This is a genomic window from Aquabacterium sp. A7-Y (assembly GCF_026153205.1).
Lineage (GTDB): Bacteria > Pseudomonadota > Gammaproteobacteria > Burkholderiales > Burkholderiaceae_C > Caldimonas.
The window spans coordinates 149,413-161,464 of the sequence record NZ_JAPFBW010000014.1; the positions used below are offsets into that span (position 1 = coordinate 149,413).

Sequence of the window (12,052 nt, forward strand, 5' to 3'; positions counted from 1 at the left end):
AGGCGACTACAGCCGCCGCGTGGTCTCGCGCACCACCAGCCGTGGCGCCGGCGCCACGAGTGCAGCCGGCACGCCTTCGATCAGCGACAGCAGCGCGGTCGCGGCCGCCTGGCCCCTCTCGAACAACGGCTGCCGCACCGTGGTCAGCGGCGGCGTGGCGAGCTGATGGCCGGTGCAGATCAGCGGCACCTGGCGCGCTGCGTTCCGCAGTTCGGCCTCGCCTCTACGAACTCGGAATACTGCAAACGTTATCATTTGTGTGACCAGAAGAAACCACACCGCCAGGCGGCAGCGAGCGGACCGGCCCTTCGTGCGCCCCCTCTTCCCAAGCCCAGCTTGACGTACTTTCCCGTAACCGGCGCTCGAAGGACGAGAAGGCCGCTTGTCCGGCTCTTGCTCGTCGTTACCGGCCTCCGCTTCCTCCCGATTTGAAAACGTTTTCACTGTTCCTATGCTTCGCCCGCCTGTCGTGGTGCAGGTGGCCCACGGCTGCGGCAGATCACATTCGGAGGAAGACAGACATGCGTAACAAGTCGGTATGGACCGTGAGGTCGCTGGCCTTGAGTTCGGTGGCGGCGGCGGCCCTGGTGGCTGCCTGCGGTGGAGGCGACGGCAGTGATGCAGGGGCGCCCGGCGATGGCGGCAACGGTGGCGGCACCGACTGGGTCAACCCTGGCACCTTGGCGGAGTGGCCGCGCCTGAAGAGCGCGGTCGTGAGCGACCCGGCGATCGAAGCCAAGGTCGAGGCCCTGCTCACCTCGATGAGCCTGGCCGAGAAGGTCGGCCAGATGACGCAGGTGGAGATCCAGGACGTCACGCCCGAGGAGATTCGCCGCTACCACATCGGCTCGGTGCTCAACGGCGGCGGCTCCTTCCCCAACCGCAACAAGGGCGCCGCGATCGCCGACTGGCTGGCACGCGCGGACGAGCTGTGGGCGGCTTCGATGGACCCGGCCAAGCCCCACCGCATCCCGCTGATCTGGGGCACCGACGCCGTGCACGGGCACAGCAACGTCAAGGGGGCGACCTTCTTCCCGCACAACATCGGCCTGGGCGCCACCCGTGATCCGGCGCTGATCCGCCGCATCGGCGAGATCACCGCGCGCGAGGTCGCGCGCACCGGCATCGACTGGACCTTCGCGCCGACGCTCGCCGTGGTGCGCGACGATCGCTGGGGCCGCACCTACGAGGGGTATTCGGAAGACCCGCAGATCGTCGCGCAATACGCCTCGCAGATGGTGCAGGGTCTGCAGGGCGCGCTGGGCACCGAGCGCGAGAAGGTGGTGGCCACCGCCAAGCACTACCTGGGCGACGGCGGCACGCTCGACGGCGACGACCAGGGGATCACCCATGTCAGCGAAAGCGAGCTCATCAACATCCACGCACGCGGCTACTTCCCGGCCCTCGAGGCGGGCGCGCAGACGGTGATGTCGTCCTTCAGCAGCTGGAAGGACAAGGCCGGCGGCGACAAGGCGCCGGCCTTGAAGATGCACGGCCATACCTACCTGCTGACCGAGGTGCTCAAGGTCAAGATGGGCTTCGACGGCTTCGTGATCTCCGACTGGAACGGCCTGGGCCAGCTGACGCCCGACAACAGCGACGCCGAAAGCCCTTGCAGCAACAGCCACTGTCCGGCGGCCATCAACGCCGGCATCGACATGGTGATGGTGCCGGCCCGGGCCGACTGGCAGGCCTTCATCGCCAACACCATCGCCAGCGTCGAGAAGGGCGAGATCGCGCGCTCGCGCATCGACGACGCAGTGCGCCGCATCCTGCGCGTGAAGTTCCGCGCCGGCCTGTTCGACAAACCCAAGCCCTCGGCCCGCATCACCTCCCAGGAGGTCGGTAGCGCCGAGCACCGCGCCACCGCCCGCGAGGCGGTGCGCAAGTCGCTGGTGCTGCTGAAGAACAACGCACAGACGCTGCCGCTGGCGCGCAATGCGAAGCTGCTGGTGGCCGGCAAGAGCGCCGACAGCCTGGAGAACCAGACCGGGGGCTGGTCGCTGAGCTGGCAGGGCACCGGCAACAGCAATGCCGACTTCGGCGGCGGCACCACGGTCTGGGGCGCGATCCGCAAGATCGCGCCGAACGCCGAGCTCGACACCAGCGCCGACGGCACCAAGGCCGATTCGAGCCATGACGCCGCCATCGTCGTGATCGGCGAGACGCCCTACGCGGAAGGCAACGGCGACCTCGGCAAAAGCAAGACGCTGGAGCTGGCCAAGCTGCGCCCGGAAGACCTGGCGCTGATCGAGAGCCTCAAGGCCAAGGGCGTGAAGAAGATCGTCACGCTGCTGATGTCGGGCCGGCCGCTCTACGTCAACAAGGAGCTCAACCGCTCCGACGCCTTCGTCGCGGCCTGGCTGCCGGGCACCGAGGGGGACGGCGTGGCCGACGTGCTGTTCAAGACGGCGGCCGGCGCGGTCCATCACGACTTCAGCGGCAAGCTGTCCTACTCCTGGCCCAGGTCGGCCTGCCAGGTCTCGCTCAACCGTGGTGACGCGAGCTACGACCCGCTGTATGCCTACGGCTACGGCATGCGCTACGCCGAGCCCCGGGACCAGCCGGCCTACGACGAAGCCAGCCCCGAGGTCGGCTGCGGCATCGAGAACGGCGGCGGCACGGCCGACCAGCCGCTGAGCCTGTTCGCCGGCGGGATGAACGAGGCCGGCTGGAGCCTGCGCCTCGGCGCGCCGTCCCACTGGGGCGTGCCGGTCGCGCTGGCCGGCACCACCGTCACCTCGACCCCGGGCGGCGAGATCTCGACGCTGCCGGTGGACGACCGCGGCGGCATCCAGTGGGCGGCCGTCAAGGCGACCTGGCACAACAACACCGGCGAGATCTTCACCGAGCACCCCGGGGAGGCCCTCGACCTGCTCGCCTATGCCAACTCGAACGGCGCGCTGGTCTTCGATCTCAAGGTCCTCACCCCACCGAGCAGCACGGTGACCCTGCGTGTCGACTGCGGCTACCCCTGCACCGGCGCGATCGACGCCACCGCGGCGATGAAGTCCGCCCCGGTGGGCGAGTGGAAGGAGCTGGCGATCCCGCTGAGCTGTTTCGCCGACCAGGGCGCCGACCTCACCGCCGTCAACAAGGCCTTCCTGCTCAGCAGCTCCGGCACCCTGGAGCTGGCCATCGCCGGCATCCGCTGGGAGCCCAACAAGACAGCCAACGTGTCGTGCAGCGGAGCGCCCACGAACTGACGAACGGCCGGCTGCGCCATCCCGGCGCGACCTGCCGGCGGACGTCCCCGATGCACACTCGGTCGCTCCTCGGAGGCCGCTGCAGCGTCATGACGGGACGCCCATCGGCAGGGCCGCGCCCGCTTCCGAACGGCGTCGACCGCGCCGACCCGCCGGCAGGCGCCGGCACACCCCCCCAAGGAGACACCATGAGTCAGGTCCTTCCCCGCGTCCGTCGCACGCAGCCCCGCCCCAGCCGGCGCGGCCGCACCGCCTCCGCGCTGCTCGCGTCCGGCGCCTTCGCGCTGCTGACCGCCTGCGGCGGCGGCGGCGAGTCGGCTTCCACCGCCGGGCCCCAGTCCGCCAGCCCGGCTGCCCCCGAAGCCCGCGCGCAGGCGGTGGCAGCGGCCCCGCTGCCGATGCTGCGCCAGGACGGCCGGCTCTGGCGCAATGCCGCCGGCCAGCAGGTGAACCTGCGCGGCACCAACCTCGGCAATTGGCTGCAGCTCGAGTTCTGGATGATGCCGTTCGATGCCGCCACGCCGGACCAGTGCACGCTGGAGAACCGCCTCACCGCGCGTTTCGGCCGCGCCGAGAAGGAGCGCCTGATGCAGGTGTTCCGCGACCACTGGATCACCACGCGCGACTGGGACCTGATGCAGCAGTTCGGCCTCAACGTCGTGCGCCTGCCCTTCTGGTACAGCCTGATCGAGGACGAGACCCGCCCCTACACGCTGCGGCCCGACGCCTGGAAATACCTCGACCGCGCCATCGACGAGGCCGAGAAGCGCGGCATGTACACCATCCTCGACCTGCACGGCGCGGTGGGCAGCCAGGGTTGGGAGCACCACTCCGGCTGCGCCGGCAAGAACGAGTACTGGGGCAATGCCGAGTACCGCAACCGCACCCGCTGGCTGTGGCAGCAGATCGCGCAGCGCTACCGCGACCGCGGCGCGGTGGCCGGCTATGGCCTGCTCAACGAACCCTGGGGCACCACCCCCGAGAACCTGGCCAACGTGATCACCGACCTCTACCACGCGGTGCGCCAGGTCGACCCCAAGCACGTCGTGATCCTGCCCGGCCACGCCGCCGGCATCGATGCCTACGGCACGCCGGCCAGCCGCGGCATGCACAACGTGGCCTTCGAGATGCACTTCTACCCCGGCTTTTTCGGCTGGGGCGAGCCGAGCTACCCGGTGCACAACGATTGGCTCTACTGCGGCAATGCCGGCACCGGTGGCGTGTGCGAGTGGGAGCGGCGGCTCAACGCGCTGAACACGCCCTTCCTGGTCGGCGAGTTCCAGCCCTGGACCGCCATCGGCGCGCTCGGGCCCCAGCTCGGCGCGCGCCACTACGACGTCTACAACCACCGCGGCTGGGGCGCGACGAGCTGGTCCTACAAGACCCTCTCCCGGGACGGCCAGGCGGGCGACGGCAGCGCCGGCTGGCCCTGGGGCATGGTGACCAACCCGGCCGGCGCGCGCGTGCAGGAGGTCGACACGGTGACGGCCTCGGCGGCCCAGATCGAGGCCTACTTCCGCAGTTTCGGCACGCTGCCGCTGGTGAAAAACGAGGCGCTGCAGCGCTGGATGACGCTCAAGCACAGCGCGCCCGGCCGCATCGAGGCCGAAAGCTTCACCTGGATGCAGGGCGTGCAGACCGAGCCGACCAGCGACGGCGGCACCGGCATCAACGCGGGCTGGCTGGACGCCCGCGACTGGATGTCCTATCCGGTCAACGTCAGCACCTCGGGCACCTACCGCGTGTCCTTCCGCGTCGCCTCGCCCAACGGCGGCGGCCGCGTGATCCTGAGCCAGGACGCACGCGACCTGGCGGTCGCCACGGTACCGGCCACCGGCGGCTGGCAGAACTGGACCACCGTCAGCGCGCTGGTGCCGCTGAAGGCCGGACAGCAGACGCTGACCGTCTACATCGGCGCCGGTGGGTTCAACCTCAACTGGTGGCAGCTCGACAGGCCGTGAAGCGAGCGGGCCCGAAACGCCGGGCCCCGCTCAGCCGGTCTTGCACGCCGAAGCCTTGGCCCTCGCCCGGCGGTCGACGACCGCCAGCAACTCGTCCAGCTGCACCGGTTTCGTCAGGTACTCGGCGAAGCCGGCGTCCCGCGCTGCTGCCACCTGGGAAGGCAGGGCATCGCCGGACAGACCGATGCAGGGAACCGCCATGCATTCCGGGGTCGTCGCAAGACGTGAGCGGAGCTCGATCCCGTGCATGTCGCCCAGCTGCATGTCGATCAACATCAGGTCCGGCGGTGCGCGACGGGCCGTCTCCAAGGCTTCCGCACCGCTGCGGGCGACCCGGAGCTGCACCGACGGCCGCAAGGCGAGCATGCCTTCCACCAGCGCGATGTTGACCTCCTCGTCCTCGGCATACAGCACGCTGAGCGGCGCGTCGCACGGCGTCTCGGTCGTGCCCTCGGGTGTCGCCTTCGAGGCCGGCGCGGGCGGCACGACACCCGGCCCGGCGCCGCCGGCCGCCGGCAGCCACAGCGTGAAGCGTGAGCCCAGGCCGATCTCGCTGACCACCTCGATGCGGCCTTCCATCATCTCGACCAGGCGGTGCGACAGGGCCAGACCCAGCCCGGTGCCGGGCACGTCGGAGCGCTGCGCTCCGAGTCGTTCGAAGGGCTGGAACAGCTTCGCGACCTGCTCCGGCCGCATGCCGATGCCGGTGTCCGCGACACCCAGGCCGACCTGGCGTCCGGAGGTCCGCGCTTCGATCGTCATCCGGCCACCGGGACGGTTGTACTTGATCGCATTGGTCATCAGGTTCACGAGCACCTGCCGCAGCCGCACGGCATCGGCGAGGACCACGGCCGAAGACGCCGCCACACGATCGACCAGCTCCACCTGGGCACGCTCCGCCTGCCCCTGCACCATCTCGAGCGCCTCGCGCACGGCCGCCGCCACGGCGACCGGTTCACGTGCGATGCGCACCCGGCCGCACTCCACCGCCGCGAAGTCGAGCAAATCCGTGACCATGGCCATCAGGTGCAGGCCGGCCCGGTGGATCTGCCGGACCCGTTCGAGCTGTTGTGGCGCCAGGCGGTCCGGCGCGTCGCGCTCCAGCAGCTGGGAGAAGCCGAGGATGGCATTCAGCGGCGTGCGCAGCTCGTGGCTCATGCGGGCCACGAACTCGTCCTTGGCCGCCGCCAGGCGCTGCGCCGTCTGCGCCGCCACCCGGGCCTCTTCCGCCTGCTTGCGTTCGCTGATGTCGAGGTTGGTGCCGGTCATGCGCAAGGCCTGGCCGTCGATGTCGCGCACCACCGCGCGGCCGCGGTCCAGCACCCAGAGCCAGCCCCCCTCCTTGCGCAGCGCCCGGTATTCGGCCGAATAGGTCGGCAGCCGCCCGGACAGATGGCCCTCCAGCGCCTCAAGCACCGCCTCCCGGTCTTCGGGATGGATGAGGTCCTTCCACCAGCCGGCCTCCGGCCGGGCCTCTGCGACGCTGTAGCCGCGCATCGACAGCCAGCGCGGGTTCCACACCATCTCGCCGGTTTCGATGTTCCAGTCCCACCAGCCCAGGTCGGCCCCGGCGAGCGCAAGTTCGAGGCGCTGTTCGCTGGTTTTCAGCGACGCGTTGACGAGCGCCAGCTCCGCGGTGCGCTCCCTCACCCGGGACTCGAGCCGCTGGCGGGCTGCCGTCTGCACCCGCGCGAGCTGGAACGCCAGCAGGCTGACCAGCGCACCGAAAACCAGCACCAGCACCGGCGTGTGGCGGTTGCTGCCCAGGCCGGCGCCCGGGCGGTCGCGGAACTCGAAGCGCCAGAGCCGGCCCCCGAGCGCGACATCGACGGCATGCGTGCGGCGTGGTGAGGAGGCCACGGGCCCGTCGCGGCGGGCCGTGGTGTCGTAGAGCAGATTGAGCTGTGAAGGCGGGCTTGCTGCCTGGTCCAGCCAGCCCAGGTCGTGCAGGCGGAAGTCCAGGTGCTCCAGCAAGTCCTGCCGAACCAGGGTGGTGATGAAGTCGTCCATCCGCAAGGCCACGGCGGCCATGCCGAACAGCGCCGCGCGCCGCTGCTCGGGCGTGTTCAGCGGCATGCCGGCCCGATAGAGCGGCTCCCTCAGAACGTAGCCGACCGAGGCGGCCCCCTGGACCAGGCGCAAGGGGCCGGAGCCGGTCACCTCCCCGCGGTCACGCGCCCGCTCGAAGGCTTCACGTCGTTCGGGCGTGTGCGCCGCATCGAAGCCGAAAGCCGCTTCGTTGCCGGCCATCGGCTCCACGTAGCGGGTCACGTAGTAGTCGGCGCGCCGGCCCGGCGGCTCGATCGTGAAGTTCGGACGACCGGCGGCGCCGACACTGCGATCGGCACGCACCGAGGCTTCGAACGCCGCTTTTTGCGTGTCCGGCACATACACCAGGAACTGCAGCGACAGGAAGCCCGGGTAGCGACGCGGCAGATCGAGGTGCTCGTAGTAGTCCCGGAACTCGCGCGCCGTGACCGACTCGGACGCCGCGAACAAGGCCCGCATGCCGTGCAGCACCTCGGCCCAGCGCCCGGTGCGCCGCTCGGTGATGCCGGCCACGATGGCCGCCCGGTCCTCGAGGGCCCGCTGGGCCTCGGCATCGCTCCAGCGCGATGCGAACCGCCAGGCGGCCGCGGTGAGCAGCAAGCCGAGCGCGAGCACCGCCCATGGCAGCGAGCGGCGGAGGAGGCTCGGCGTTTCGATGGCGGGGAAGCCCTGCGACAGGGGGGCTTGCTCACGTTCCTGGGACTGCATGGACGCAGAGGTGAAGCGGCGGGCTGCCTACCCTACCACTGGCGCCCGGCACGAAGAAGTGGGCAGCCTGCGGCGGAAAGGCCCGACCGGCCGGCCACGGCCGGCCCTAAGATGGACCCCCCACACCAAAACACACGGAGGGGCTCATGGATCCGAACCATCCACTGGTGCAGAGCGTCGCACTGCCGTTCGCCGTCGCGCTCGCTGCAGCGGGCGGGCTGAAAGCAGCGCTGCCCGGCACCGGCCCCTCCCGCTGGCCCGGCGCCGCGCTCGGGCTGGCCCTGCTGGTGTCGGTCGCCTGGCTGCTCGGCTGGTCGCGCAACCCCGCCACGCTGGTCGAGAAACTGCCCTGGCTGCTGGCTGCGGCCCTGCTTGCAGGCCTGCTGCTGGATGGGCTGAAGGCGCCCGGAGCGGCCGCCATGGGTGTCGCCGCGCTGCTGTGGGGTGGCGCCCTCGTGTGGATGCGCGGGCCGTCGCTCGGCTTGGGCCTGGCGGCCTGGGTGCTGGGCCTGCTGGTGCTGATGGCGCTGGCCGCCGCGGCCCGCGATGCCAGCTGTGCGGCGCCGGGGGAGACCACGGCCCCGGCCGGCGCGCTCGCGATGGTGGTGGTGGCCTCGCTGGGCGTCGCGGCGCTCGCGATGGCGCGCGACTCGCTGGTGCTGTTCCAGCTGGGCGTGCTGCTGGCTGCCGCGAGCGGCGGCCTGGCACTCTGGTTGTGGCCCAAGCAGCGCCTCGGCCTGGGCGCGTCGGCCCTGCTACCGGCCGGCCTCGCCTGGCTCGCGCTGGCCTGGGCGCTGCTCGTGCTGACCGCCGCGCCGCCTTGGGTGCTGGGTGTCCTCACGGCCGGCTTCGCGGCCGCAGCGCTGGTGCGGCGCCTGCGTCTGCCTGGCCCCCGGGCGGTGGTGGCACCGCTGGCGACAGCCGCGCTCGCCGCCCTGTGCGCCGGTGCCGCCGTGCTGCTGATGCCTGCAGCCGCCGGCCCGGCAGCCCCGGCCGGCGGCGACGACGCCTATTACCAGCCTGCCTGGTGAGCGGCGGCCCGGCCATGGCGCGCTCTACCGGACCAGCCGACGCACTGCCCTGCGGACATTGGCAGGACTTCAGCACCCGCGACTTCGCGCGTGTCGACCCGGAGCGTTCGGTGGCGCTGCTGCCGGTGGCCGCGATCGAGCAGCACGGGCCCCATCTGCCGCTGGGCACCGATGCGCTGATCAACGAAGGGGTGGTGCGTGCCGCGCTGCCCCGGTTGCCGGCCGGCTCCTCCGTGCTGGTGCTGCCCGCGCTGGTGGTGGGCGACAGCCTCGAGCACTCGGCCTTTCCCGGCACGCTGAACGCCGACCTGCCGGCCTTGATGGGTCTGTGGCTCTCGGTGGGGGCCAGCGTCGTCCGCGCCGGGGTGCGCAAGCTCGTGATCTTCAACAGCCACGGCGGGCAGCGCGCGCTGGTCGACCAGGTGGCGCTCCGTCTGCGGGTGGCTCACTCGATGCTGGTGGTGCGCGCCCACAGCTTCCGGCTCGGGCTGCCCCCGGGTTTGTTCGAGATCGACGAACTGGCCCACGGCCTGCACGGCGGCGCGGTCGAGACCTCGATGCTGCTGCACCTGAGGCCCGATCTCGTGCACACCGACAGGCTGGCCGACTTCCCCTCACTCGGGCGCCGGCTCGCCGAACACGGCGGGCTGCTCGGCGTCGAGCAGCCAGTCGGGCTGGGCTGGATGGCGCAAGACCTGCATCCGGGCGGCGCCTGCGGCAACGCCGCCGCGGCCACCGCCGAGAAGGGCGCGCGGGTGGTCGAGCACCTCGCCGACCAGCTGGTGCAGCTGCTCGGCGAGGTGGCCCGGCTGCCGCTGGCGACCCTGCGGGACGCCGCCGGGCCCTGAGCCGCCTTATTCCTGCTCTTCGCCGCGCAGGTGGCCGGCACGCTCGCGTTTGGTGTCGATGTAGCGTGCGTTGTGCGGGTTGACGGGTGCGATCAGCGGGATGCGATCCACCACGTCGATGCCGCCGCTGCGGATGGCTTCGATCTTTTTCGGGTTGTTGGTCATCAGCCGGATGCGCTGGATACCGAGCGACTTCAGCATCGCGACGGCCGACTGGAAATCGCGCTCGTCGGAGCGAAATCCGAGGTAACGGTCCGCATCAATGGTGTCCAAGCCCGCATCCTGGAGCCGGTAGGCGCGCAGCTTGTTGCCAAGCCCGGTGCCGCGGCCCTCCTGCGCCAGGTAAAGCAGCACCCCGCCGGTCTCGGCCAGCCGTTCGATGGCGTCGCGGAGCTGGTCGCCGCAGTCGCAGCGCAGGCTGCCAAGCAGGTCGCCGGTGAGGCAGGACGAGTGCAGGCGCACCGGCACCGGCTGGGCCAGGTCGGGCCGTCCGACCACGATGGCGACGTGCTCGGCGTCACCGTGCGATTCGCGGAACAGCACCAGGGTGCAGTCCTCATGCGCGGCGATCGGCACCCGGGCATCGCTGACACGGCGCAGCCGCAGGTGGGCGTCGCGCTGCACCCGCACGATGTCCGAGGTGGACACCTGCAGCAGGTGGGCTGCCTCCAGCGTGCCCGGCAGCAGCGAAGGCGGCTCGGCGACCAGCAGTGCCGGCGTCAGGCGGCCGCGCTTGGCCAGGCTCAGCGCGGCCTGCATCGCCGGCGTGGCGTCGGAGGCGCCGGCCGCCTCGGGATGCAGCTTTTCGTGCAGCAGCTCCGGCGCCACCTGGCCCGGCAGCACCGCGCCCAGCTGCTGCAGCGCCTCGACCGTGATGCCGGCCGGCAGCGGCAGCGCCCGCGCCGCGCCGGCCTGCGGCAGCGCGATGGCCTGGCAGCGCTCGGCGGTCAGCAGCAGGCGCAGCGGCCCGCCCAGCGAGGTGAACCATTTGAGCCGGTTGGGGGTCAGCGTCTCGACCGCCGCGACCAGCAGCAGCGGCGCCGCGCCCTGCGGATCGAGGACCGCCAGCGCCCGGCCGTGCTTGAGTTCGGTCTGTGCCCGGTCCACCCGGATGGCGGCCAGTTCGTCGTCGGAGTGCAGCGCAGCGGAGTCCGGAAGCTGAAAGGATCGATCGTTCATAGGCTGCTAGCATAAAGGCCCGGCGCCCCGGTTGCAGCGCGCGGCCCTTGCCGCCCGCCCGGCCGCCGGGTCACGGCGGCCTCCAAGACGTCCGGGCCGCTGCCCTGCCACCGTCTTCCACGGAGCCCGGACCGCTCTTGAACCCGCCCTCCTCCCGCCCCGGCATGGCGACCCTCTGGCCCCTCTGCCTGGACGCCGCCGGGCTGCGCCGCGTGAAGCCGCGTCCCGCCGCCTCGGCCGCCGGCGCCCTGGTGCGGCAGCCCGGCACCGGCTGGCAGCTGCAGGGCGACTGGGACCTGGCGGCGGCCGAACTGTTCGCGCTCTACAAGCCTTTGCTCGACTGGCAAGCCGGCGACCCGCCCTGCGTGCTGGGCCACCTGGGGCAAAGCCTGGACGGCTGTGTCGCGACGCACACCGGCGACTCCTGTTTCGTCACCGGCAGCGACAACCTGGTGCACTTGCACCGGCTGCGCGCCCTCAGCGACGCGGTCCTCGTCGGCGCCGGCACCGTCGCGGCCGACAACCCCCGCCTCACCACCCGCCGCGTTGCCGGCCCCCATCCGGTCCGGGTGGTGCTGGACCCCTCGCTGCGCGCTCCGCCCGAGGCGCGCGTCTTCACCGACGACGCGGCGCCCACCTTGCTGGTTTGCGACGCGCGCCTGGGCGCAGAGGCAGCGGCACGCCACGGCGCCGGGCGGGTCCTGGCGCTGCCCGGGCTGATGGGCGAAGACGGCGAGCTCGCGCTGGCCGCCGTGGTCGGGGCCCTGCACGAGCGCGGGCTGTCGGTGCTGTTTGTCGAGGGCGGCGGGGTGACGATCTCGCGCTTCCTCACCCAAGGCCTGCTCGATCGCCTGCACCTCGCGGTGGCGCCGGTGCTGATCGGCTCCGGGCGTCCCGGCGTGCAGCCGCCGACCGCCACCTGGATGAAGCAGGCGCTGCGCCCGCCCTGCCGCATCGTGCGCATGGGCCCCGATGTGCTCTGGGACCTGAACCTGCGCGATTGAAGGCGCCGAAAGCTGCCGCATCTCAGGCCACCGGCCAGGCCAGCAGCTCCAGGTGCCCCACACGCA

Annotated in this window: 8 protein-coding genes; 5 read left to right on the forward strand and 3 right to left on the reverse strand. The window is 71.6% G+C overall.

The features are described 5' to 3' along the window. Positions 1–6 precede the first annotated feature (6 nt). Positions 7–189: a substrate-binding domain-containing protein gene (locus OOT46_RS14900; RefSeq protein WP_265404399.1), complete on the reverse strand. Its 183-nt coding sequence runs from the start codon at positions 187–189 to the stop codon at positions 7–9. A 332-nt stretch (positions 190–521) separates the two neighbouring features. Between OOT46_RS14900 and OOT46_RS14905 the strand changes: the two genes are divergently transcribed. Next, entirely contained in the window at positions 522–3,206 is a 2,685-nt protein-coding gene (locus tag OOT46_RS14905) for a glycoside hydrolase family 3 protein (RefSeq protein WP_265404400.1), read from the forward strand. A 188-nt stretch (positions 3,207–3,394) separates the two neighbouring features. Then, the gene (locus tag OOT46_RS14910; RefSeq protein ID WP_265404401.1) at positions 3,395–5,167 is read left to right on the forward strand and encodes a cellulase family glycosylhydrolase; all 1,773 of its coding nucleotides are present in this window, start codon (positions 3,395–3,397) and stop codon (positions 5,165–5,167) included. 30 nt (positions 5,168–5,197) lie between these two features. Here the strand turns inward: OOT46_RS14910 and OOT46_RS14915 are convergent, their stop codons facing one another. Next, the gene (locus OOT46_RS14915; RefSeq protein ID WP_265404402.1) at positions 5,198–7,924 is read right to left on the reverse strand and encodes a CHASE domain-containing protein; all 2,727 of its coding nucleotides are present in this window, start codon (positions 7,922–7,924) and stop codon (positions 5,198–5,200) included. 146 nt (positions 7,925–8,070) lie between these two features. Between OOT46_RS14915 and OOT46_RS14920 the strand changes: the two genes are divergently transcribed. Continuing rightward, positions 8,071–8,955, forward strand: coding sequence for a hypothetical protein (locus OOT46_RS14920; RefSeq protein WP_265404403.1), 885 nt, complete (start codon positions 8,071–8,073; stop codon positions 8,953–8,955). A gap of 14 nt (positions 8,956–8,969) precedes the next feature. After that, complete coding sequence (locus tag OOT46_RS14925; protein WP_265404404.1) at positions 8,970–9,803, forward strand: creatininase family protein; 834 nt, start codon at positions 8,970–8,972, stop codon at positions 9,801–9,803. A gap of 6 nt (positions 9,804–9,809) precedes the next feature. Here the strand turns inward: OOT46_RS14925 and ribA are convergent, their stop codons facing one another. After that, complete coding sequence (ribA, locus tag OOT46_RS14930; RefSeq protein WP_265404405.1) at positions 9,810–10,982, reverse strand: GTP cyclohydrolase II; 1,173 nt, start codon at positions 10,980–10,982, stop codon at positions 9,810–9,812. 137 nt (positions 10,983–11,119) lie between these two features. Between ribA and OOT46_RS14935 the strand changes: the two genes are divergently transcribed. After that, positions 11,120–11,986 carry a RibD family protein gene (locus OOT46_RS14935; protein WP_265404406.1) on the forward strand — a complete coding sequence of 289 codons (867 nt, stop codon included), beginning with the start codon at positions 11,120–11,122 and terminating at the stop codon, positions 11,984–11,986. The last annotated feature ends 66 nt before the right edge of the window (positions 11,987–12,052 follow it).

Coding starts and splice junctions, on each gene's coding strand:
- OOT46_RS14910 (WP_265404401.1), top strand. CDS start 3,395: ATGAGTCAGGTCCTTCCCCGCGTCCGTCGCACGCAGCCCCGCCCCAGC.
- OOT46_RS14905 (WP_265404400.1), top strand. CDS start 522: ATGCGTAACAAGTCGGTATGGACCGTGAGGTCGCTGGCCTTGAGTTCG.
- OOT46_RS14920 (WP_265404403.1), top strand. CDS start 8,071: ATGGATCCGAACCATCCACTGGTGCAGAGCGTCGCACTGCCGTTCGCC.
- OOT46_RS14915 (WP_265404402.1), bottom strand. CDS start 7,924: ATGCAGTCCCAGGAACGTGAGCAAGCCCCCCTGTCGCAGGGCTTCCCC.
- OOT46_RS14925 (WP_265404404.1), top strand. CDS start 8,970: ATGGCGCGCTCTACCGGACCAGCCGACGCACTGCCCTGCGGACATTGG.
- ribA (WP_265404405.1), bottom strand. CDS start 10,982: ATGAACGATCGATCCTTTCAGCTTCCGGACTCCGCTGCGCTGCACTCC.